The 22,578-nt window shown below is 69.5% G+C and carries 21 protein-coding genes and 1 tRNA gene; 11 read left to right on the top strand and 11 right to left on the bottom strand.

Features of this window, described 5'->3' with window-relative positions; translation table 11 throughout:
- The first annotated feature begins 14 nt into the window (after positions 1-14).
- The 5 genes from HNQ67_RS08110 to HNQ67_RS08090 all read left to right on the top strand — a co-directional run bounded on the left by HNQ67_RS08110 (position 15) and on the right by HNQ67_RS08090 (position 4,717).
- Entirely contained in the window at positions 15-947 is a 933-nt protein-coding gene (locus tag HNQ67_RS08110; protein ID WP_183254239.1) for an alpha-E domain-containing protein, read from the top strand.
- Positions 948-951: 4 nt separating this feature from the next.
- Entirely contained in the window at positions 952-1,776 is an 825-nt protein-coding gene (locus HNQ67_RS08105) for a transglutaminase family protein (protein WP_183254237.1), read from the top strand.
- A 109-nt stretch (positions 1,777-1,885) separates the two neighbouring features.
- The gene (locus HNQ67_RS08100; protein WP_221247808.1) at positions 1,886-2,632 is read left to right on the top strand and encodes a proteasome-type protease; all 747 of its coding nucleotides are present in this window, start codon (positions 1,886-1,888) and stop codon (positions 2,630-2,632) included.
- Positions 2,633-2,756: 124 nt separating this feature from the next.
- The gene (locus HNQ67_RS08095) at positions 2,757-3,461 is read left to right on the top strand and encodes a flavodoxin family protein (protein WP_183254233.1); all 705 of its coding nucleotides are present in this window, start codon (positions 2,757-2,759) and stop codon (positions 3,459-3,461) included.
- A 2-nt stretch (positions 3,462-3,463) separates the two neighbouring features.
- On the top strand, positions 3,464-4,717 hold the full coding sequence (locus HNQ67_RS08090) for a bifunctional alpha/beta hydrolase/OsmC family protein (protein WP_183254231.1): 1,254 nt from the start codon (positions 3,464-3,466) through the stop codon (positions 4,715-4,717).
- A 151-nt stretch (positions 4,718-4,868) separates the two neighbouring features.
- Here the strand turns inward: HNQ67_RS08090 and HNQ67_RS08085 are convergent, their stop codons facing one another.
- The 3 genes from HNQ67_RS08085 to HNQ67_RS08075 all read right to left on the bottom strand — a co-directional run bounded on the left by HNQ67_RS08085 (position 4,869) and on the right by HNQ67_RS08075 (position 8,205).
- Complete coding sequence (locus HNQ67_RS08085) at positions 4,869-5,819, bottom strand: copper resistance protein B (RefSeq protein WP_246347510.1); 951 nt, start codon at positions 5,817-5,819, stop codon at positions 4,869-4,871.
- A 281-nt stretch (positions 5,820-6,100) separates the two neighbouring features.
- Positions 6,101-7,858, bottom strand: coding sequence for a copper resistance system multicopper oxidase (locus HNQ67_RS08080; protein WP_183254228.1), 1,758 nt, complete (start codon positions 7,856-7,858; stop codon positions 6,101-6,103).
- 271 nt (positions 7,859-8,129) lie between these two features.
- Positions 8,130-8,205 (bottom strand) — tRNA-Lys (locus HNQ67_RS08075).
- Positions 8,206-8,398: 193 nt separating this feature from the next.
- Here HNQ67_RS08075 and HNQ67_RS08070 point away from each other — a divergent pair.
- Together HNQ67_RS08070 and HNQ67_RS08065 are read left to right on the top strand one after the other, a co-directional pair.
- The gene (locus HNQ67_RS08070; RefSeq protein WP_183254226.1) at positions 8,399-8,749 is read left to right on the top strand and encodes an Hpt domain-containing protein; all 351 of its coding nucleotides are present in this window, start codon (positions 8,399-8,401) and stop codon (positions 8,747-8,749) included.
- A 52-nt stretch (positions 8,750-8,801) separates the two neighbouring features.
- Positions 8,802-9,152, top strand: a complete 351-nt coding sequence (locus tag HNQ67_RS08065; RefSeq protein ID WP_183254223.1) for a beta/gamma crystallin-related protein — start codon at positions 8,802-8,804, stop codon at positions 9,150-9,152.
- Here the strand turns inward: HNQ67_RS08065 and HNQ67_RS08060 are convergent.
- Both HNQ67_RS08060 and HNQ67_RS08055 read right to left on the bottom strand, forming a co-directional pair.
- The gene (locus HNQ67_RS08060) at positions 9,149-9,493 is read right to left on the bottom strand and encodes a chorismate mutase (RefSeq protein ID WP_183254221.1); all 345 of its coding nucleotides are present in this window, start codon (positions 9,491-9,493) and stop codon (positions 9,149-9,151) included. The genes HNQ67_RS08065 and HNQ67_RS08060 overlap by 4 nt on opposite strands.
- On the bottom strand, positions 9,465-10,280 hold the full coding sequence (locus HNQ67_RS08055; protein ID WP_183254219.1) for a ferredoxin--NADP reductase: 816 nt from the start codon (positions 10,278-10,280) through the stop codon (positions 9,465-9,467). Before HNQ67_RS08055 ends, HNQ67_RS08060 begins: the two co-directional genes overlap by 29 nt.
- Positions 10,281-10,395: 115 nt before the next feature.
- Between HNQ67_RS08055 and HNQ67_RS08050 the strand changes: the two genes are divergently transcribed.
- Genes HNQ67_RS08050 through HNQ67_RS08035 form a run of 4 tightly spaced genes read left to right on the top strand, consistent with a single transcriptional unit; the run spans position 10,396 to position 16,248 of the window.
- A complete protein-coding gene (locus HNQ67_RS08050; protein ID WP_183254217.1) occupies positions 10,396-12,669 on the top strand; it encodes a S9 family peptidase in 2,274 nt (757 codons plus the stop codon).
- A gap of 43 nt (positions 12,670-12,712) precedes the next feature.
- Entirely contained in the window at positions 12,713-14,329 is a 1,617-nt protein-coding gene (locus HNQ67_RS08045) for an amidase (protein WP_183254215.1), read from the top strand.
- A gap of 11 nt (positions 14,330-14,340) precedes the next feature.
- On the top strand, positions 14,341-15,912 hold the full coding sequence (locus HNQ67_RS08040; RefSeq protein WP_246347509.1) for an amidase: 1,572 nt from the start codon (positions 14,341-14,343) through the stop codon (positions 15,910-15,912).
- A 36-nt stretch (positions 15,913-15,948) separates the two neighbouring features.
- A complete protein-coding gene (locus tag HNQ67_RS08035; protein WP_183254213.1) occupies positions 15,949-16,248 on the top strand; it encodes a SemiSWEET family sugar transporter in 300 nt (99 codons plus the stop codon).
- Here the strand turns inward: HNQ67_RS08035 and cysC are convergent.
- The 6 genes from cysC to HNQ67_RS08005 are packed head-to-tail and all read right to left on the bottom strand — an operon-like array spanning position 16,220 to position 22,577.
- Complete coding sequence (gene cysC, locus HNQ67_RS08030) at positions 16,220-18,031, bottom strand: adenylyl-sulfate kinase (protein ID WP_183254211.1); 1,812 nt, start codon at positions 18,029-18,031, stop codon at positions 16,220-16,222. The genes HNQ67_RS08035 and cysC overlap by 29 nt on opposite strands.
- A complete protein-coding gene (cysD, locus tag HNQ67_RS08025) occupies positions 18,031-18,945 on the bottom strand; it encodes a sulfate adenylyltransferase subunit CysD (protein ID WP_183254209.1) in 915 nt (304 codons plus the stop codon). Before cysD ends, cysC begins: the two co-directional genes overlap by 1 nt.
- A gap of 59 nt (positions 18,946-19,004) precedes the next feature.
- Complete coding sequence (locus HNQ67_RS08020) at positions 19,005-19,397, bottom strand: RidA family protein (protein ID WP_183254208.1); 393 nt, start codon at positions 19,395-19,397, stop codon at positions 19,005-19,007.
- A complete protein-coding gene (locus HNQ67_RS08015) occupies positions 19,394-19,813 on the bottom strand; it encodes an acyl-CoA thioesterase (RefSeq protein ID WP_183254206.1) in 420 nt (139 codons plus the stop codon). The genes HNQ67_RS08020 and HNQ67_RS08015 overlap by 4 nt, the downstream gene beginning before the upstream one ends.
- The gene (locus tag HNQ67_RS08010; protein WP_183254204.1) at positions 19,810-21,414 is read right to left on the bottom strand and encodes an AMP-binding protein; all 1,605 of its coding nucleotides are present in this window, start codon (positions 21,412-21,414) and stop codon (positions 19,810-19,812) included. Before HNQ67_RS08010 ends, HNQ67_RS08015 begins: the two co-directional genes overlap by 4 nt.
- Positions 21,414-22,577, bottom strand: coding sequence for an acyl-CoA dehydrogenase family protein (locus HNQ67_RS08005; RefSeq protein WP_183254202.1), 1,164 nt, complete (start codon positions 22,575-22,577; stop codon positions 21,414-21,416). The genes HNQ67_RS08010 and HNQ67_RS08005 overlap by 1 nt, the downstream gene beginning before the upstream one ends.
- Position 22,578: the final 1 nt, after the last annotated feature.

Raw genomic sequence — 22,578 nt, 5'->3', positions numbered from 1 at the left:
GCGCGGGTGTGCGAATGCTGAGCCGAACCGCAGACGCCCTGTACTGGACCGGACGCTATATCGAGCGGGCGGATTTTCTGGCGCGGATCCTCGAGGCCACGATCCGGTTGGCGGCGATTCCCACGCGGGGCGACGGGGACGCCGAGACGGTGTGGGCCAGCGCCCTGGCCTGCGCCAGCGTGCCCAAGGCGCTGGGCCGGTCCCCGACCGAGAAGTCGGTCCGCGATTTCCTGGCCTTCTCGCCCGACAACGCCTCGTCGATCACCGCCTGCATCACCCGGGCGCGGACCAACGCCCGCTCGGTGCGGACCGCCCTGACCACGGAGCTGTGGGAGGCGATCAACGGCGCCTGGAACGGGCTGGCGGAACAGGGCCAGCCGACGCGGAGGGACGACTTCACGCGTTTCCTGGAGTGGGTGAAGGCCATGACCCTGGCGGTCGAGGGGGCAACCTCGCGGACCATGCTGAGGAACGACGGCTATTATTTCCTGCGGCTGGGCGCGGCCATCGAGCGGGCCGACAACACGGCGCGGCTGCTGGACGTGAAATACCATCTGCTGCTGCCCGAGGGTGAGCGGGTCGGCGGACAGCTGGATTATTTCCAGTGGACCACCCTGCTGCGCGAGGTGTCGGCGTTGACGGCCTATCGCTGGGTCTATCGCGACAGCGTCAAGCCGTGGCTGGTGGCCGATCTGCTGGTGCTGAACCGGCAGATGCCGCGCTCGCTGGCCAGTTGCCAGACCTCGATCGTCCACTATCTGGAACTGCTCGCCGGCGACTATGGCCGGCGCGGGCCGGCCCAGAGGCTGGCGGCGGACCGGATGCGCCGGTTCGACAATTCCCGTATCGAGTCGATCTTCCAGGCCGGCCTGCACGAATACATCCTGGCCTTCCTCGCCGAGAACGGCCGGCTGGCCCAGGCCATCCAGGATCAGTACCTGGCCTGACCCCATGCGCATCCAGATCGATCACGCCACCACCTATGCCTACGACCGCGCCGCGCGCTTCATTATCCAGCGCCTGCGCCTGACGCCGCGTTCTAGCGAGGCGCAGCAGGTCCGCAATTGGTCGGTTGAAACCGACGTCGACGCCCGCCTGCGCCGCTCCGAGGACGCCTTCGGCAACATCGTGCACACCCTCTACACCGAGCAACCGACGCAGGGGCTGACGGTGCGGGTGACCGGCGAGGTGATCACCAGCGACACCGGCGGGGTGGTGCCGCCGGATCAGGAGACGCTGTCACCGCTGGTGTTCCTGCGCGACACGCCCCTGACCCGCCCCGAGAAACTGATCTCGGTGTTCGCCTCCGAGTTCTCGGCCCATCCGCCGCTGGACCGGATGCACCGGCTGATGGCGGCGATTCACGGCTCGGTGGCGTTCGAGGTGGGGGTGACGACGCCGACCCACACCGCCGGCGAGGTGCTCGCCCTGGGTCGGGGCGTCTGTCAGGACCACGCCCATGTGTTCATCGCCTGCGCGCGCCAGACCGGCGTGCCGGCGCGCTACGTCTCGGGCCATCTGCTGCGCCGGGACACCGAGGACCAGGAGGCGGCGCACGCCTGGGCCGAGGCGTGGATCGAGGGTCTCGGCTGGGTCGGTTTCGACCCCGCCAACGGGGTCTGCCCGACCGACCGCTATGTGCGGGTGGCGACGGGGCTGGACTATCTGGGCGCGGCGCCGGTGCGGGGGGCCAGCTACGGCGGCGGCGGCGAAAGTTTGGCGGTGCGGCTCAGCGTGCGTGATGCGGACGTGCAACAGCGGCAGCAGCAGGCCTGACCGCCGTGCATCCAGTCCCTCGCCATCGTGCGAATCTGCTAGCCTTGCTGAGTGTTCGCAGGGCCCGGGGCCCGCGGAAGGGGCGGGTCGCGTGACCTATTGCGTCGGGATGCTGGTTGAAGAGGGTCTGGCGATGATCGCCGACACTCGCACCAACGCTGGTGTTGACAACATTTCCTCCTATCGGAAGCTGCACGTCGTCGATCAGCCGGGCGACCGGGTGATGGCGGTGGCGACGGCCGGCAATCTGTCTGTGACCCAGACGGCCCTGGCGATGATGCGCGACGGCGTACATCTGAGCGTCGGCGAGGACCTCGAGACGCTCGAGACCGCCCCGTCGATGTTCCGCTGCGCCCAGCTGCTGGGCCACGCCCTGCGCAGCGTCCGGCTGTCGATCGCGCCGGCTATGGAGGCGAGCAGTCTGAACACCTCGGCCTCGATGCTGCTGGGCGGCCAGATCGCCGGCGGGCCGATGCAGCTGTTCCTGATCTACAGCCAGGGCAATTTCATCGAGTGCGGCGAGGACACGCCGTTCCTGCAGATCGGCGAGGCCAAATACGGCAAGCCGATCCTGGTCAGCGGCCTGCACGGCCAGACGCCGCTGGCCGAGGCGGTGAAGCTGGGGCTGATTTCGTTCTCGACCACGATGCGGTGCAATGTCGGGGTGGGGACGCCGCTCGACATGCTGACCCTGCGCCGTGACATGATCAGCGGCGACGAGCGGCGGATCGAGAGGACCGATCCCTATTTCGAGGATCTGCACGACCGCTGGACCCGGGCCCAGGCCCAGGCGCGGGCGGCGATGCCGGAACCGCCGTGGCTGAGCGGACCCGGAATGGCGCGCAGGCGGGTCTGAGCCTTCGCCGGCGAGTGAACCGGCGGTTTTCGGATGGCGAGGCGACCGGGCGGCGCTTGAAGCGTTACCTCAGGCCCGGCCCCTGCCGCGCCCGCGCGCGCCGCCTCATGCGAAGCTGATCCCCATGCCCGACTATTCCGACCTCACGGCCCTGTTCATCAACACCAGCCTGAAACGGTCAGGTCAGACCTCGCACACCCAGACGCTGATGGATGTGGCCATCGCCATCATGGAAGCCCAGGGGGTCAAGACCACCACCCTGCGCGCCGCCGACCTGGACATTCCGCCCGGGGTCCAGCCCGACATGACCGAGCACGGCTGGGACAGCGACGGCTGGCCGGCGGTTCAGGAGCAGGTGATGGCGGCCGACATCCTGGTGATCGGCACGCCGATCTGGCTGGGCGACAAGTCGTCGGTCTGCACCCGGGTGATCGAGCGGCTGTACGGCTACTCCGGCAAGCTCAACGACAAGGGCCAGTGGGCCTATTACGGGCGGGTCGGCGGCTGCATCGTCACCGGCAACGAGGACGGCATCAAACACTGCGCCATGAACATTCTCTATTCTCTGCAGCACCTCGGCTATGTCATCCCGCCCCAGGCCGACGCGGGCTGGATCGGCGAGGCCGGGCCGGGGCCGTCCTACGGCGATGACGGCAAGGTCGGGCTGGACAATGAGTTCACCCAGCGCAACACCACCTTCATGGCCTGGAACCTGATGCATATGGCGCGCATGCTGAAGGACGCCGGCGGCATCCCCGCGCACGGCAACCAGAAGAGCGCCTGGGACAAGGGCGAACGATTCGACCATCCCAACCCGGAGTACCGCTGAGCATGGCGGCCGTGGACTTCGAGTTCGCCAACCCGGCCGGGCGCACGCTGACCGGCGTGCTGGAGACCGGGCCGGGGCCGGTGCATGCCTGGGCGGTGTTCGCCCACTGTTTCACCTGCGACAAGACTTCGCTGGCGGCGGTCCGTGTCAGTCGCGCCCTCGCGGAGGCGGGCGTCGGGGTGCTGCGCTTCGACTTCACCGGCCTCGGCGACAGCGAGGGGGTGTTCGGCGCCGGACTGTCAGGCGATGTGCAGGACATTGTCTGCGCGGCCCGGGCCATGGAGGCGACGGGTCGCACCCCGCGTCTGCTGGTCGGACACAGCTTCGGCGGGGCCGCGGTGCTGGCGGCGGCCGGGGCGCTGGATCAGGTCGCGGCGGTCGCTGTGATCGGAACCCCGTTCGACGCGGAGCACGTGCTGACCCATGTCGGCCCCGGGATCGAGGGGCTGGCCCCGGGGCGGCGGGTGCCGGTGTCGATCGCCGGGCGGGAGTTCGAACTCGGCGCGGACTTCGTCGAGGACATCCGCTCGCACAACCAGCAGGCCCGGATCGAAGGGCTGAAGCGCGCCCTGCTGGTGTTGCACTCGCCGGTCGACGACATCGTCTCGATCGAGAATGCATCCGGCATCTTCCTGACGGCGCGCCATCCGAAGAGCTTTGTCTCGCTCGATCACGCCGATCACCTGCTGACCGACAAGGCCGACGCGGACTATGCGGCCGGGGTGATCGCCGCCTGGGCCAGCCGCTATGTCGGCGACGCCGATGCGCAGGCCGACGCTCCCCCGCCGCCCGCGCAGGGGCTGAGGGTCGAGGAAACCGGCGGCGGAAAATTCCAGGTGCAGGTGACCACCGCCTCCGGGAGCTTCTTCGCCGACGAGCCGGTCAGTGTCGGGGGGCTTGGGTCGGGACCGACTCCGTATGATCTGCTGAGCGCGGGGTTGGGGGCCTGCACCGTCATGACCTGTCGCCTCTACGCCGAGCGCAAGGGATGGCCGCTGGAACGGGTCGTGGTCGAGGTCGGCCACACGGCCAAGACCGCATCCGAACCGGACCATTTCACCCGCAAGCTCGGGTTCGGCGGCGAACTGGACGAGACGCAGCGGACCCGCCTCATGGAGATCGCCGACCGCTGTCCGGTGCACCGCACCCTGACCGAAAGCGCCGTGATCTCCACGGAGGGCCTGCCGGATGGCCGACCCGACGGCGGCGCCGAGGACGGGCCGGAGGATCATCTCCACCGGATGGAGGCGCTGTAAGCCTGCTGGGCCAGCAGCGGACGTAGAGCGGAGGCCGCGACGCCGACCCAAGGCGCGCGGGACGGATGGCCCTGACCCGGTTCCGCCGCAGGTTCCCTGTCAGGCCGAGGTTGCGATCAACGGATCAGGCCGGTCCCCATGGATGCAACCCTCAGAACCAGGCCCTGAGGCCGACGACGAGCCGGGTGTCGTCAACCTCGCCGCCTCGGGCCTCGATGTAGTCGGCGCTGTCACCGAGCGCGCGGCTCCATTCGACGCCGACGTAGGGGGCGAACTCCTTGTGGAACTCGTAACGCAGCCGCAGGCCAGCCTCCACCGAGGACAGGCCCGGGCCGATCTCCAATTCCGGAATGTCGTTGGCCGAGATGTCGATTTCGAAGCGCGGCTGGAGGATCAGGCGCTGAGTGATCCGCTGATCGTATTCGGCTTCGACGCGGGCGGTCAGGTCGCCCTCGGTGGACAGGAAGGCGGCGGCGTCGACTTCCCACCAGTGGGGCGCCAGCCCCTGAACGCCGAGGACCAGATGCGTCCTGTCCTCGCCATCGGGGCGGAAGTCCTGGCGCACGCCGGCCTGAACGTCCCAGAAGGGCGATACGGCGCGGCTGTAAAGCGCCTGGAGTTCGGCTTCCTCCAGACCGTCGTCGACGTGGCCCTCGCCCTCGGATTTCCACCAGAAGCGGTTGATGTCGCCACCGCTCCAGCCCTGGACGTCCCAGAGCCAGGTCCTCTCGTCGCCGAACCCGGCTTCGAGGCGATCGACGATGACGGCCGTGGTGTGGATGTCGCCGTTCTCGGCGATCAGGGTCCGACGGGACCTTGCCATCGCCTCCGCGCCGAAAATCAGATCGGCCGCGTGTCCCGGGCCGCTGAGCGCAGCGGCGGGAATGGGTGCTTCCGGAGGACGGCCGGGATTGTCGGCGCTGGTCGGCACGTCCGGCGGTCCCATGCCGGTCGCCGACATATCGTGCCCCGCATGGGGATCGGCCTGCCCCGGGGACATGAGGGACATGTCGTGACCCGCGTGCGGATCGGCCGCCTCGGGCGTCATCGTCGTCATGTCGTGACCGGCATGGGGATCATCGGCTTCGGGGTTGGTCGGCATGACGTGACCGGCGTGCGGATCCTCAGCCGCCGGAGTCTCCGCCGGCGGCATGACATGCCCGGCGTGGGGATCTTGGGCCGGGTCGGCCGGTGGCGCTGCGGGCCGGGGCCGGGGAGCGGGGCGCGGGGTTGGTCGCGGGGCCGGGCGCGCAGCGGGCGGCGTCGCGCGTGGCGCGGGCGCCGGGGCCGGGCGGGCCGCCGGTGGTCGGCCGTGGCCGGCGTGTTGCGCCGCTGCGGGTGCGGCGGCGAGGATCAAGGGCGCCAGAGCGATGAGGAGGCGGTTCATGACGCGGCTCCATCGAGGGGCCGCACCGTCACCACGTTGAACATCCCGGCGTGCATGTGCATCAGCAGGTGACAATGGAAGGCCCAGTCGCCGGGCGCGTCGGCGGTCAGGTCGAAGGTGACCTTTCCGCCCGGGGCGACGTTGACGGTGTGCTTCAGCGGCTGATGCCCCTCGGGCCCGCCGGTGACCAGTTCGAAGAAGTGGCCGTGCAGGTGGATCGGGTGGGCCATCATCGTGTCGTTGACCAGGGTCACCCGCACCCGCTCATTGCGTTCGAAACGGATCGGCTCGACGATCTCGCTGAACTTCCGGCCATCGAAGCCCCACATGAACCGCTCCATATTGCCGGTCAGGTGAATCTCCATGGTGCGGCTGGGAGGGCGCCGGTCCTTGTTGGGCGCGAGCGACACCAGGTCGGTATAGACCAGCACCCGGTGATCGACGTCGGTCAGGCCGGTCGGGCGCTCGCCCAGTCGGTTCCTCGGCGCCATATTGACCATGTCGACTCCGACGCCGACGGCCATGTCGGGCGGGGCGTTGTCCGGATCGCGCATGTTCATCCCGGCCATGTCATGCGCCGCGCCGGGCGCGGAGGTCCCGTGATCCATGCCGGCCATGGACCCGTGATCCATCCCGCCCATGCCCATGTCGGCCATGGTCAGATTGGGCACCTCGCGCAGCGGCGGCACCGCGGCGGTCATGCCGAGGCGCGGCGCCAGGGTGGCCCGGCCCATGCCCGAACGGTCGATGGCCTCGGAGACGATGGTATAGGCGCGGTCGTCGGTCGGACGGACGATCACGTCATAGGTCTCGGCCACCGAGATCTGGAACTCGTCGGTCTCGACCGGGCGCACATTCTCGCCGTCGGCCTGCACCACCGTCATCGCCAGACCGGGAATGCGGACGTTGAAGATCGACATGGCCGAGGCGTTTATGACGCGCAGCCGCACCCGCTCGCCAGGCCGGAACAGGCCGGTCCAGTTCTCCTGCGGGCCATGGCCGTTGATCAGATAGGTGTAGGTCGAGCCGTTGACGTCGAGGATGTCGCGCGGATCCATCCGCATCTGCCCCCACATCCTGCGCTCCTCCAGGCTCATCCGGTCGCTGCCGTCCATGAGGCCCGCCAGGGTGGTGCGCTGCCGGTTGAAGTAGCCGGGGCTCTTCTTCAGTTTGTCGAGGATTTCGTGCGGATGCATGAAACTCCAGTCCGACAGGACCAGAACATGCTCGCGGTCATAGGCGACCGGATCGGCGCCCTCCGGGTCGATGACGAGGGGCCCGTAGTGGCCCATCGCCTCCTGGAGATTGGAATGGCTATGGTACCAGAAGGTGCCCGACTGCCGGACCGGGAACTCGTAGACGAAGGTCTCGCGCGGTTTGATGCCGGGGAAGCTGACGCCCGGCACGCCGTCCATCTGGAAGGGGAGCAAAAGCCCGTGCCAGTGGATCGAGGTGTCCTCGTCCAGCGTATTGGTCACCGACAGCCGGACGTTCTGGCCCTCGCGCAGACGCAGCAGCGGCGCCGGCAGAACGCCATTGATGGTGATCGCGTGGCCGGTGCGCCCGCCGACTGTGAAGGGCGAGTGGCCCACGGTCAGGTCGATGTTCGGTCCCGTCAGCGTCGGCAGGTCCGACCGCAGGCCCGCCGACCCCGTCTGCGCCCATGCGGGCAATAGGCCTTGCAGCCCCAGCAGCCCGCCGCCGGCGGCGGCGCCACGGAGAAGCATGCGGCGATCCAGATGCGAGGTCGACATCGGCGAGAGATTCCCTGTTCGGCCATATCAGCCGTTTGGTCAGATACGCATTCCGCCGGCGAAACCCTTGCGTCAGGTCGCCGCAGGCCGGGATAGCCGCCCTGTGGGCCTTCCCACCATGGCAAGGTCAAGCGCCTTCGTCCTCGCCCGGGCCCCGGACGCCAGCTCTGGGGCGCGAGCCCGGCTGCCGTGGAACCTGTCGACCCAGGCGACTGGGCAGTCGTGGGCTCGCAAAGGCAGCCTGTTCGCCCCAAATTTCCAGAGGAGACGATGGTGGGTGATGTAGGGTTCGAACCTACGACCCGCTGATTAAGAGTCAGCTGCTCTACCAACTGAGCTAATCACCCGGACCATTCGTCAGGCGGCTCTCGCAAGGGCCGTGCCGTCCCGCGGCGTTCCAGTGAGGGACGGGCCGCGAAGGGGGCGTAACTAGGGGCAAAGCTGTTCGCTCGCAAGGGGATTTGGGCCGCCGTTCCGCTTTGTCGCAGGAGGCGATAGGCTGGGGAATCGACCGTCGGACCGGACGGCGGGGGAGGGACGATGGCGCGCAGGGATCTGTCGGGAGCGGTCGATTTCACCGTGCTGGAGCGGATGACCGCCGGCGACGACGCGGTCGGCGAGGAGGTGCTCGGCCTGTTCGTCCAGCAGGCGACGATGTGGTCGCCGATGCTGGATGTACGCGAGGACGGCTGGCGCGACGCGGTGCACACCCTCCGGGGCGCGGCGGCGGGGATCGGGGCCGGGGCGCTGGCCGGGGCCTGTGCGGCGGCCGAGACGGCCGAGAAGGCCGATGCGCCGCCGCTGCTGGACCGGGCGCGGGACGCGCTGGACACGGCGCTGGCCGATGTGGCGGCCTACCGGCACGAGCTGATGCTGCGGTCGCTGCGTTGACTTTTTAGCGCAAAGGTTGAACGCTGCAGATCGTTCCCCTGAGGAGGATGCCATGTCGCATATTGTTCTCGGTTTCGTACTCGCCCTGCTCGCGCCCACCACGACCCCGGCGGTGCAGGATTCGACCCTCGGTCAGCCGCGTATGCCGAGCGCCACGACCCTGACCCTCTATGCGCAGGCGGGTCTCGAAGGACCGACGCTGTTTCTGGTCGAGGACGTCAGCAACATTTCGGACTCGTTCCGCACGGAGAGCCTGAAGACCTCGGGCGGCGCCTGGGAAGTGTGCGACCGGATCAACTACCAGGGTCAGTGCCGCATCACGGAGGGCCGCAAGATGCATCTCGACAGCGACGTGGGCCTGCGGGCCGTTCGGTCGGCGCGGCCGGTCGTCGCGCGCGATTAGGCCCGGGTCCGGTCCCAGGCCGCGAACTCGTGGGCGATGCAGCGGTCGATCAGGGTGCGCCAGACCGGTTCGGCGATGGCGGGCGAGAGCCCGGCCGGGCCGGCGGCGGCGAGGACCTTTGACACCACATCCTCGATGCGGGCGTCGTCGTGGACGACCGAGCGGTCCGGCTTGATGCGCGCGGCGGCGTCCATATAGCGCTGGCGTTCGGCCAGCAGGACGACGAGGGCGCGGTCGAGGGCGTCGACGCCGTGCCGGACGTCGGCCATGGTTTGGCAGGCCTCCGGCGCGGTGCGCGGATCGATCGTGACGCTATCCGACAAAGGCGCGCTCCAGCACATAGTCGCCGGGCTCGGCGTTCGAGCCCTCCCTGAGACCGTAGCCCTCGAGCTGTTCGCCCGCTTCCTTGATCATGGCCATCGAGCCGCACAGCATGACCCGGTCGGTGTTGGGCGAGAAGCCGGCGGGCAGGCCGAGGTCGGCGAACAGGTCGCCCGAGCGGATACGGTCGGTGATGCGGCCGGGCGTCTGGAACCGCTCGCGGGTGACGGTGGGGTAGTAGGTCAGTTGGGCCCTCGCCTCGGCGCCGATCAGCGGGTCGTCGTGGATGCCCGAGGTGAAGAAGTCGCGGTAGCTCAGATCGGCGACGTTGCGCACCGTGTGGCAGACGATGATCTGGCCGAAGCGGCTGTATGTGTCGGGATCGCGGGCGACGCTGAGCCACGGGGCCAGGCCGGTGCCGGTGCCGATCAGCCACAGGCGGTCGCCGCCGGTCAGGGCGTCCAGCACCAGGGTGCCGGTCGGCTTCTTGCCCATCAGCACCGTGTCGCCGGGCTGGATCTTTTGCAGCCGGGAGGTCAGGGGGCCGTCGGGGACCTTGATGGACAGGAACTCCAGCGCCTCGTCCCAGCTCGGGCTGGCGATGGAATAGGCCCGCAGGATCGGCTTGCCGCCCTCGTCGCCGGGCAGGCCGAGCATGACGAACTCGCCGGAGCGGAAGCGGAAGTCCTCCGGGCGGCGGATGCGGAAGCTGAACAGCTGGTCGGTCCAGTGGTGGACCCAGAGCACTTCCAGTTCATGGAAGGGCGTGGCTTTCGCGGGCGGGACGGAGACGGCGACATCGGTCATCGGGGGCTTATTAGGGGGCGGAGGGCGGAGGGGGAAGGGCGGGGCTCCGCGCGCCGCGGTCGCAGGGCCGTCGGCAGGCTTTGCGAAAGCGGAATCTGCCGCTAGCGTCCCGGCCATGCGCAACATTCTCCTCGCCTCCACCCTGTTCCTCGCGGCCCAGGCGCCGTTCACCGCCGCGATGGCGCAAAGTTCGGACGGAGCGCCGGACCCGGCGGTGCTGACGCCCGAACGGGTCTTCGCCAATCCGTCGCTGTCCGGACCGGTGGCGCGGGGCGTCAGCCTGTCGCCGGACGGGGAGCTGGTCGCCTTCCTGCGCTCGCGCGAGGACGACGTCGACGTGCTGGACCTGTGGGCCGCGCCGACCGGCGAGGGGGAGCCGTTCAAGCTGATCGACGCCCAGGCGCTGGTTCCGGACGCGGGCGAACTGTCGGAGGCCGAGAAGGCGCGGCGCGAGCGGATGCGGATTTCGCAGCGCGGGGTGGTCGAATATTCGTGGGACGAGCAGGGCCGCTACATCCTCGCGCCGCTGGAGGGCGACGTCTTCCTGGCCGAGCGGCCAGACAGTTCGGGAGGGGGCGGCGCCGTGCGCCGACTGACCGAGACCGAGGCGGACGAGATCGACGCCAAGGTGTCGCCGGAGGGGAACTACGTCTCGTGGGTGCGGGACCAGGATCTGGTGGTCTACGACCTGGCGTCCGGGCGTGAGACGCCGGTGACGACCGACGGCGAGGGGCTGATCACCTGGGCGACGGCCGAGTTCATCGCCCAGGAGGAGATGGACCGCGACACCGGCTACTGGTGGAGCCCGAACGAACGCTACATCGCCCTGCAACGCACCGACGAGTCGACCGTCGACGTGATCCCCCGGCTGGACATCACCGGCGGCGGCGCGACGGTGATCGAGCAGCGCTATCCGCGCGCCGGTCGGCCCAATGCGGTGGTCGACCTGTATGTGCACGATCGGCAGACGGGGCGGCGAACCAAGGTCGACCTCGGGGCCGACGCCGACATCTATCTGGCGCGGGTCAACTGGTCGGCGGACGGCGAGACGCTGTACGTCCAGCGCCAGTCGCGCGACCAGAAGACGCTGGACCTGCTGAGCGTCGACCCGGCCACGGGCGCGTCGCGGGTGATCGTGACGCAGCGCTCGAACGCCTGGGTGCCGCTGAGCCACGACTTCAAGGCGCTGGAGGATGGCAACTTCATCTGGTCGTCCGAGGAGACCGGCTGGAAGCATCTGTATCTCTACAATCGCGACGGCCGGCGGCTGCGCGCGATCACCCGCGGGCAGTACCCCGTCAAGTCGCTGAACGGCGTCAACCAGCAGACCGGCGAGGTGTTCTTCACCGCCTCCATGCGCGACGGGCGTGAACTGCCGATCGAACAGCAGATGTTCCGCGCCAGCCTGCGCCGCACCGTGACGCCGGTGGCGGTGACCCCGGCGGGTGGCTGGTGGTCGGCGTCGATGAACCGGACCGGCACCGCCTATGTCGGCAACTACACCGATCTGAACACGCCGACGCAGTCGGGCCTGTATCGGGCCGATGGTCGCTTCGTGCGCTGGATAGAGGAAAACCGGCTGGATGAGAGCCATCCGTTCTGGCCCTATGTCTCGCGGCGGCAGACACCGACCTTCGGGACGCTGGAGAGCCATGGCGAAACCCTGGTCTGGCAGATGACCACGCCGCCGGACTTCGATCCGGCGAAACAGTATCCGGTGGTCATGCAGGTCTATGGCGGACCGTCGGGCGGCGGGGTCAAGAAGAGCTGGCAGCCCGCGACCAATCAACTGTTGACTGAGGCCGGCTACATCGTCTTCCGGCTCGATAATCGTGGCGAGGGCGACCGCTCGGCGGCGTTCAAACAGGCCCTGTATCTGAAGATGGGTCAGCCTGAGATCGAGGATCAGGTTCTTGGCATCAACTATCTGAGATCGCTGCCATTCGTGGACGACGACCGAATCGCCGCCATGGGCTGGAGCTACGGCGGCTTCATGACGCTGCACATGCTGACCGAGCCGGAGATGGGGCTGACCTCGGCCATCTCGGGCGCACCGGTGAGCGACTGGAGCCTGTACGACACCCACTATACCGAGCGCTTCATGTCGACGCCGCAGGCCAATCCCGAAGGCTATGCGGCCTCGGACGTGGTCGACCAGCTGGACCGGATGACCGGCCGGCTGCTGCTGCTGCACGGCATGGCCGACGACAACGTCATCTTCGAGAACGCCACGCGGGTCATCAATGCGCTGCAGGAGAACAGCCAGCCGTTCGAGATGATGCTGTATCCGGGCCAGCGCCACGGGGTGCGCGGCAACCCGCGGCAGCTGCAGCAATGGCGGACGTATCTGGACTTCCTCGACCGGACGATCGGGTCACGGGCGGAGTAACAGCGCCCGTCCCTTGTGGGGCGGGGCAAGGGGGATAGCGGCGATGTTGAGGACCTTGCGCGAGCGGCTGTTCGGCGCGTCTGACGGAAGGGGCCGCCTCCGCGGTCTGCTGGTCGGGGCGGCGGCCGCCGTTTCGCTGGCCGCCTGCGCCACCCCGAACGCGGACGGAAGCTGGACCATCCCGGGCGCCGACGGCGGACGAATCTTCCAGCCCCCGGGCGCGGCGGCCATCGTCGACGGTCACTTCCCCGGAGCCGCCGCCGTGGACGGCTCCGTCGCGCTGGCTCTCAGCGCGGACAATGCAGCGGCCCAGCCGTTCAACGCCGTGATCGCCCTGAACCCCGCGGTCCTGCACGACCCGGCCGCGCCGGTTCCCGCCGGGCTGCTTCGCGGCCTGCCCATCCTGCTCAAGGACAATATCGAAACGGCTGACATGCCGACGACAGCCGGCTCTCTGGCCCTCGTCGACAACGCGCCCGGCCGCGACGCGCCGCTCGTCACGCGCCTGCGCGACGCCGGCGCCGTGATCCTCGGCAAGGCCAATCTGTCGGAATGGGCCAATATCCGTTCGTCGCAGTCGATCAGCGGCTGGAGCGCGGTCGGCGGGCAGACACGCAATCCGTATGCGCCGGAGCGGACGCCCTGCGGCTCGTCGGCGGGCAGCGCGACGGCGGTGGCCCTCGGTCTGGCCCCGGCGGCGATCGGCACCGAGACCAACGGCTCCATTGTCTGCCCGGCTTCGGTCAATGGCGTGGTCGGGTTCAAGCCGACCGTGGGTCTGGTCAGCCGGACTCACATCATCCCGATCAGCCATTCGCAGGACACCGCCGGGCCGATCACCACTACGGTCGAGGACGCGGCCATCGTGCTGTCGGTCATCGCCGGCAGCGATCCGCTGGACCCGGCCACGGCCGAGGCGGACATCCGCAAGGTCGACTACCGCGCGGCGCTGGACGCCGACAGCCTGCGCGGCGCCCGCATCGGGGTGCTGCGCTTCCTCCTGCCCAACTATTCGGCCGAGACCCAGGCGGTGTTCGAGCAGAACCTGCAGGCGATGCGCGACGCCGGGGCCGAGCTGGTCGAGATCACCGAGGGGCCGGACATGCGGGCCATCAGCGGGGCGGCGTTCGAGGTGCTGATGACCGAGCTGAAGGCCGGTCTGAACGCCTATCTGGCCTCGACGGACCCGGCGCAGGTGCCGACGCGAACCCTGGCCCAGGTCATCGCCTTCAACGACGCCGAGCCGCGCGAGACGGTGCTGTTCGGTCAGGAGTTGTTCCTGCGCGCCGAGGCGACCAAGGGGCTCGACGACCCGGCCTATCTCGAGGCGCGCGCCAGTTCGTTCCGCATGGCGGGGCCAGAAGGCATCGACCGGATGATGCGGGAGCATGGCGTCGTCGCCCTGACCGCCCCGACCACCTCGCGCGCCTGGACCAACGACCCGGACGACGACGACCGCTCGCAGGGCTCGTCAAGTTCGCTCGCGGCGGTGGCGGGTTATCCGCACCTGACCGTGCCGATGGGCTTCGACCGCGGCATGCCGGTGGGCATCAGCTTCATGGCCGGGAAGTGGGACGACGCGACGGTGTTGTCGCTGGGGTATGGGTTCGAGCAGCGCACGCAGGCGCGGCGGGCGCCGGTGCTTGGGACCATTCACTGAAGGGAACGGGGATGCGCTTAGACAGGATCGGGCTGACGGCCCTCACGGCGGCGGTGGCGCTGACCGTGGGCGGTTGCATCAGTGTCGAGGTTCGGGAGGTCCGCGAGATCGTCGTGGCCGATGAGGCCCGGATTAAATCGGGCGTCGCGGCTTGTGAGCGCTATTCGGAGCAGGGGAGTCTCTGGGCCTGCGTGGCGGACAGGCCGAGTACGAACGCGGTTCTGCTGTGGGCGGACGTGCCGGCGCCCGTTTGGTCGCCCGCCCAGGGCATCGCCGGCCTCCCCATCCTGCTGAAGGACAATATCGAGACGCGGGACATGCCGACCACGGCCGGATCGTTGGCGCTGGTCGGCAATGCGCCGGGGCGGGACGCGCCGCTTGTGGCGCGGCTGCGGGCCGCGGGGGCGGTGATCCTCGGCAAGACCAATTTGTCGGAATGGGCCAATATCCGTTCGTCCAACTCGACCAGCGGCTGGAGCGCGGTGGGCGGGCTGACGCGCAACCCCCACGCGCTGGACCGCAACACCTGCGGCTCGTCTTCGGGCAGCGGGGCCGCGGTGGCGGCGGGGCTGGCGCCGGCGGCGATCGGGACGGAGACGGACGGCTCGATCACCTGCCCGGCGGCGATCAACGGCATCGTCGGCTTCAAGCCCACGGTGGGGCTGGTGTCGCGGACCCACATCGTGCCGATCAGCCATTCGCAGGACACCGCCGGGCCGATGACGCGGACGGTCGAGGACGCGGCCCTTGTGCTGTCGGCCATCGCAGGCTCGGACCCGCTGGACGCCGCCACGGCCGAGGCCGATGCGCGCAAGGTCGACTATCGCGCGGCCCTGGACGCCGGTTCGCTGCGGGGCGCCCGCATCGGCGTGGCGCGGTTCCTGACGGGCTATTCGGCCAAGACCGACGCCGTGTTCGAGGCGAACCTCCAGAAGATGCGCGAGGCCGGGGCGGTGCTGGTCGAGATCACCGACGGCCCGGACATGAACGCCATCGGCGGGGCCGAGCTGGAGGTGCTGCTGTTCGAGCTGAAGCACGACCTCAACGCCTATCTGGCCTCGACCGACCCGGCGCAGGTGCCGACCCGGACCCTGGCCGAAGTCATAGCCTTCAACGAGCGGACGCCGCGCGAACTGGCCCTGTTCGGGCAGGAGCTGTTCATCCAGGCGCAGGCCAAGGGCGGCCTGAATGACCCGGCCTATGTCGAGGCGCGGGCGACCTCGCTGCGGCTGGCGGGTCCCGAGGGCATCGACCGGCTGATGCGCGAGCATGCCGTCGTGGCCCTGATCGCCCCGACGACGGGCCCGGCCTGGACCACGGACGTGATCAACGGCGACCACTACGCCGGAGCGGCCAGCACCCTGCCGGCCGTGGCGGGCTATCCGCACCTGACCGTGCCGATGGGCTTCGTCGACGGCCTGCCGGTCGGGATGAGTTTCATCGCCGGGAAGTGGGAGGACGCCAGGGTGCTGTCGTTGGGCTATGCGTTCGAACAGGCGACCCGGGCGATGCGGGCGCCGTCGTTCATGCGCACGGTCGATGAGAGCGAGACGCTGGCGCCGGTGCTGGCGCCGCTGCGATAAGACGGAACCGGGGCCGGTTCCGCGCCTTTCGGGCGGATGAGTCTTGCAGCCAATGTCGTCGGCTCCGCCGCAGCCGTCTGTTCCGTCACCAGTTTCGCGCCCCAGATGATCAAGATCTGGAAGAGCCGCGACGCCTCGTCGGTGTCGCTGAGGACCTATGCCCTGACGGTGACCTGTTTCGCCCTGTGGGTGGGCTACGGCGTCATGACCGGGGCGTGGCCGGTGACGGTCGCCAATTCGCTGGCCTTGCTGATGTCGGCCGGGGTCCTGATCATGAAGTGGCGGTTCCGCGACGGCGACCCGGACGTCAAAGACGGTCGCGGATCGCCTCGATAATCCGTTCGCAGGCCTGTTCCGGGGTCAGGGCGGCGGCGTCGATGTGGATGTCGGGCTTTTCCGGCCGCTCATAGGGGCTGTCGATGCCGGTGAAATTGGTCAGCTGGCCGGCGCGGGCCTTGCGGTAGAGGCCTTTCACGTCGCGGGCCTCGACCACATCCAGCGGGGCGTCGACGAAGATCTCCACGAACTCGCCCGCCGCCATCCGCTCGCGGGCCATGCGGCGCTCGGCGGCGAAGGGCGAAATGGCCGAGACCAGCACGATCAGGCCGGCGTCGGCCATCAGCCGGGCCACCTCGGTGACGCGGCGGATGTTCTCGACCCGATCGGCGTCGGTGAAGCCGAGATCGTTGTTCAGGCCGTGCCGGACGTTATCGCCGTCCAGCAGGAAGGTGTGGCGGCCGTCGGCGAACAGCCGTTTGTCGACCAGATTGGCGATGGTCGACTTGCCGGCCCCGGACAGGCCGGTGAACCACAGCACCAGCGGCCTCTGATGCTTGAGGCTGGCGCGTTCGGCGCGGCCGACGTCGAGCGCCTGCCACTGGACATTGGCCGAGCGGCGCAGGGCGAAGCGGATCAGGCCCGCCCCGACGGTTTCATTGGTCTGGCGGTCGATCAGGATCAGGCCGCCGAGGTCGCGGTTGGCGGCATAGGGCTCGAACGTCAGGGGCGCGTCGAGGTGCAGGTGGCAGACGCCGATGTCGTTGAGCTCGAGCGTGCGGGCGGCCAGCGGCTCCAGCGTCTCGACATTGACCCTGTGGCGGATGTCGGTGACCTGGCCGGTGACGGTGGCGGCGCCCAGTCTGACGACATAGGCGCGGCCGGGGAGCAGGGGCGCGTCGGCCATCCAGACGAGATCGATCTCGAACTGGTCGGCGACTCCGGGCGGGTCGTCTGCGGCGGCCAGCACATCGCCGCGCGAGACGTCGAGGTGATCGGCGAGGGTCAGGGTGATCGACTGCCCGGGCCCCCCCTCCGCCAGGTCGCCGTCCATGGTGACGATGCGGTCAATGGCGGTGGTCCGGCCCGACGGCAGGACCCTGACCGGGTCGCCCGGACGGACGGTTCCCGCGGCGATCCGGCCGGCGTAGCCCCGGAAGTCGGCGTCGGGCCGGTTGACCCATTGCACCGGCATGCGGAAGGGGCCGGGGTCGGCCTCGGCGAGGTCGATGCTCTCCAGCCATTGCAGCAGCGTCGGGCCGTCGTACCAGGGCATGGCCGTCGACCGGGTCGCGACGTTGTCGCCGCCCAGCCCCGAAACGGGGATGGCGGCGACCTCGGTCAGGCCCAGGTCGCCGGCGAGGGCGCGGTAGTCGGCGGCGATCTCGTCAAACACCGCCTGCGACCAGCCGATCAGGTCCATCTTGTTGACCGCCAGCAGCACCCGCCGCACGCCCATCAGGCCGACCAGATAGGAATGCCGACGGGTCTGGGGCAGCAGGCCCTTGCGGGCGTCGACCAGCACCACAGCCACGTCAGCGGTGGAGGCGGCGGTGACCATGTTGCGCGTATACTGCGGGTGGCCGGGCGTGTCGGCCAGCATGAAGCGGCGGCCGGCGGTCTCGAAATGGCGGTAGGCCACGTCGATGGTGATGCCCTGCTCGCGCTCGGCGTCGAGGCCGTCGAACAGGCGCGAGAAGTCGGGCTCGCCCGAGGCGGTGCGGATGGCGTCCAGCTGGTCGTCGGGCACGGCGCCGGCGTCGTGCAGCAGGCGGCCGATCAGGGTCGACTTGCCGTCGTCGACGGAACCGCAGGTGATCAGGCGGACGAGGTCGCGGGCCATCAGAAATAGCCCTCGCGCTTCTTGATCTCCATCGAGGCCGTCGGGTCCCGGTCGATGGTCCGACCCTGTCTCTCGGAGGCGCGGGAGGCGGCCATCTCGGCGACGACGGCGGCGAGGTCGGCGGCGTCGCTGTCGATGGCGCCGGACAGGGGGTAGCAGCCGAGGGTGCGGAAGCGCACGCGACGCCGCCGGACCGTCTCGCCCGGTCGCAGGGCCATGCGGTCGTCGTCGACCATGATCAGGGCGCCGTCGCGCTCCACCACCGGACGTTCGGCGGCGAAATAAAGCGAGACCACGTCGATCCCCTCACGCTGGACGTAGCGCCAGACGTCCATCTCGGTCCAGTTGGACAGGGGGAAGACCCGGACCGACTCGCCCTTGTGGACGCGGGCGTTGTACTGGCTCCACAGCTCGGGCCGCTGGGCCTTCGGGTCCCAGACATGGGTGCGGGTGCGGAATGAGAAGATGCGTTCCTTGGCGCGGCTCTTCTCCTCGTCGCGGCGGGCCCCGCCGAAGGCCGCGTCGAAGCCGTGATGATCGAGCGCCTGCTTCAGCCCCTGCGTCTTCCACAGGTCGGTATGGACGGTCGCGCCGTGATCGAACGGGTTGATCCCCTGCGCCTCCGCCTCGGGGTTGCGCCAGACCAGCAACTCCATGCCGGCCTCCGCTGCGATGCGGTCCCGGAAGGCGTACATCTCGCGGAATTTCCACATCGTATCGACGTGCAGCAGCGGGAAGGGCGGCGGGGCCGGAAAGAAGGCCTTGCGCGCCAGATGCAGCATCACCGCCGAATCCTTGCCGGCCGAGAACAGCATGACCGGTCGGGCGCACTGGGCCGCCGTCTCGCGGATGATCTGGATGGACTCCGCCTCCAGTTCGTCGAGATAGCGGTCGTCGGGCGAAGTCGGGGGCAAGGGAGGGGTCCGGGTGGCGGCGCGCGACCCTGACCGAGCCGGGCGGCAGGATCAAGCGGTCAGGCGGGCAGGACGGCGGTGGTCTCGATCTCGATGCGGGCGGCGTCCTCGATCAATCCCTTGACCTCGACCACGGCCATGGCGGGGTAGTGTGGGCCGATGCGCTCGCGCCAGATCGCGCCAATGTCCTTGAGGGCACCGAGGTATTCGACCTTGTCGACCACGTACCAGGTCATGCGGACCATGTGCTCCGGCCCGGCCCCGGCCTCGGCGAGGACGGCGAGGGTGTTGTCGATGGTCTGGCGGAACTGGGCCGCGAAGCCGTCGGGGACGGCGCCGGTCGTGTCCCAGCCGATCTGACCAGCGACGAAGACCATCCGGCCGGTCGCCTCGATCCCGTTGGAATAACCCTTGGGCCGGGGCCAGCCTTCGGGCAGCAGGACGCGGTTCATGGTCGGGGCTCCACGAAGGGGAGGATGCGGGCGCGCAGAGCCTCGGGCCACGGTTCGGGCTTCAGCGAGCGCCCGACGAAGACGATGGTCTGGGTCGCCTCGAAGCGGCGCTGCTCGCCACAGTCGATGGTGTGGCGCAGTCCGCAGGAGGCGCCGCCCAGCCGGGTGACGGTCAGGCTGAAGGACAGGTCGTCCTCCAGCCGCGAGGGGGCGATAAAGCGCGCCTCGACGGCGGCGGTCGGGACGCTGACGTGCCGTTCCATGTGCAGATCGCGGAAGGAGGCGCCGAGCGGGCCGGCGAACCAGTCCTCGACCACCCCGTTCAGCATCTCGAAATAGCGCGGATAGAAGACGATGCCGGCGGCGTCGCAGTCGGCGAAGCGGACCCTCCGTCGGGTGGTGAAAATCTGGCTCATGGATCGCCCTTCAGACGGAAGCGCTGCAGCTTGCCGGTCTGGGTCTTGGGCAAGGCGTCCATGAACTGGAGGGCGCGCGGGTATTTGTAGGGAGCGATGACGGACTTCACGTGGTCCTGCAGTTCGCACCGAAGGGCGTCGGTCCTCACGTGGCCGGGGTTGAGAACCACGAAGGCCTTGACGATCTGGCCGCGCTCGTCGTCGGGGACCCCGACGACGGCGGCTTCGGCCACGGCGGGGTGGCGCAGCAGGGCGTTCTCCACCTCAGGCGCGCCGATGTTATAGCCGGCCGAGATGATCATGTCGTCGGCGCGGGCCACGAACCAGAAATAGCCGTCCTCATCGAGGCGGTAGACGTCGCCGGTGAGGTTCCAGCCGTTCTGGACATAGGCGGCCTGCCGCGGGTCATCGAGATAGCGGCAGCCCGTCGGGCCGCGTACGGCGAGGCGGCCGGTTTCACCCTGCGTCAGCGTCTCGCCCGTCTCGCCGACGATCCGCGCCTCATAGCCGGGCACGGCCTTGCCGGTGGATCCGGGACGGATGTCTTCGCCCGAGGCGGAGATGAAGATGTGGATCATCTCGGTCGAGCCGATGCCGTCGATGATGCGCGCGCCGGTCGCCTCATGCCAGGCGTCCGAGGTGGCGGCGGGCAGGGCCTCGCCGGCCGAGACGCAGGTGCGCAGCGACGACAGGTCGTGCTGGTCCGCCAGCTTGAGCAGGGCGCGGTAGCCGGTCGGGGCGGTGAACAGGGCGGTGGCCTTGCACCGCGCGATGGTCTCGGCGAGGGCGTCGAAACCGGGCCGCGGGGCGAAGGCGATCGCGGCGCCGGCGCTGGCCGGGAAGACCACCAGCCCGCCCAGCCCGAAGGTGAACGCAATCGGCGGGGTGCCGACGACGATGTCCTGCGGCCCCAGATCCAGCGTGTGCTTTGCGAAGGTGTCCGCCATGGCGAGGACGTCGCGATGGAAGTGGACGCAGCCCTTGGGCTGGCCGGTGGTGCCGGAGGTGAAGGCGATCAGGGCCGGGTCTTCGGCGGCCGTGGCGACGGCGTCGAAGCCGGTCCCCGGCGGCAGGGCCTGGGCGGCCTTCTGAAGCTCGGCCGAGGTCATCACATGGGTCAGGGAGGACGTGTCCGCACGGGCCTCAGTCACGGCCTCGGCGAGGGCGTCGTAGACGAGGGCGTGGCTGATCTTCGCCTTGTTTACGACGGTGGCCAGTTCGGCGGCGCGGAGCATCGGCATGGTGGCGACCACGACCCCTCCGGCCTTCAGGATGGCGAACCATGCCAGCACCGTCCACGAACTGTTCGGGCCATGCAGCAGGACGCGGTTGCCGGGGACGAGGCCCATCTGTTCGACCAGCACCCTGGCCATGCGGCCGGAGATGGCGTCGACGCGGCTCCACGAGAATTCGTGGTCGAAGTCGATCAGGGCGCGGCCATCGGGTCCGGCGGCGCCGATGGCCCGGCGCAGCAGTTCGACGCCGGCGTTGAGGCGGTCGGGGTAGGCGAGCTCGGGCCGGTCGAAGAGGAAGTCCGGCTGCTGCTCCGGGGGCGGCAGATGGTCGAGGACGAAGGGGTCGAGGTGGGCGCTGGCTCCCATCAGCAGCCTCCCTGAATGGCGCCCAGGGCCTGTCGGGCGATGACGATCTTTTGCACCTCGGAGGCCCCCTCATAGATGCGCAGGGCGCGAATTTCGCGGTAGAGCCGTTCGACCGGATTGCCCGAGACGACGCCGAGGCCGCCGAACAGCTGGACCGCCGCGTCGATGACCGCCTGCGCCTCGTCGGTGGCGTAGAGCTTGGCCATCGCGGCTTCGCGGGTGACGCGCGGCGCGCCCTGGTCCTTCAGCCAGGCGGCGCGGTAGATCAGCAGGGCCGAGGCGTCGATCTTGAGCGCCATGTCGGCCAGCGAGGCCTGCACCAGCTGAAGGTCGCTCATCGGGGCGCCGAACAGCTTGCGGCCGGTCGCGCGGGCGGCGGCCTCGTCGAAGGCGCGGCGCGAAAAGCCCAGCGCCGCGGCGGCGACGGTCGAGCGGAACACGTCCAGCGTGGCCATGGCGATGCGGAAGCCCTCGCCGGGCGCGCCGAGGATGCGGTCGGCGTCGATGCGGCAGTCCTTGAACCGCAAGGTCGCCAACGGGTGCGGGGCCATCAGGGGAATGCGTTCGACGACTTCGAAGCCGGGTGCATCGGCGTCGACGACGAAGGCGCCGAGCCCCTTGGCGCCGCCCTCGCCGGTGCGGGCGAAGACGACGTAGCGGTCGGCGAGGCCGCCGTTGGAGATGAAGGTCTTGGTCCCGTCCAGCACCCAGTGGTCGCCATCGTGGCGGGCGATGGTCGACAGGGCCGCGACGTCGGAGCCGGCCTCGGGCTCTGACAGGGCGAAGGCGCCGATGGTTTCGCCGGCCGCCACGCCCGGCAGCCAGCGCGCCTTCTGGTCGTCGGTCCCGAACAGGCTGATCGGTCCGGAGCCCAGCCCCTGCATGGCGAAGACGAAATCGGCCAGGCCGGAGCGGCGGGCCAGGGTCTCGCGCGTCAGGCACAGGGTGCGGACGTCCAGCTTGCCGAGGGCGTCGGGGATGGCGTTGCGCAGCCAGCCGCCGTCGGCCAGCGCCTTGAGGATGGTGCGGCAGTCGCCGTCGAGGTCGTGGTCGCCGTGCAGGTTCACCGCATCGGTCGCTTCCGCCCAGGTCTCAAGATCGGCGGCGAAGGCGCGGTGGCGGTCGTCGAAGAAGGGCCAGTCGAGGAAGGAGCGGTCGGCCATG

It is taken from the genome of Brevundimonas basaltis, assembly GCF_014202075.1.
In the GTDB taxonomy this organism is placed as follows: domain Bacteria; phylum Pseudomonadota; class Alphaproteobacteria; order Caulobacterales; family Caulobacteraceae; genus Brevundimonas; species Brevundimonas basaltis.
This window is presented reverse-complemented; position numbering and strand designations above follow the sequence as displayed.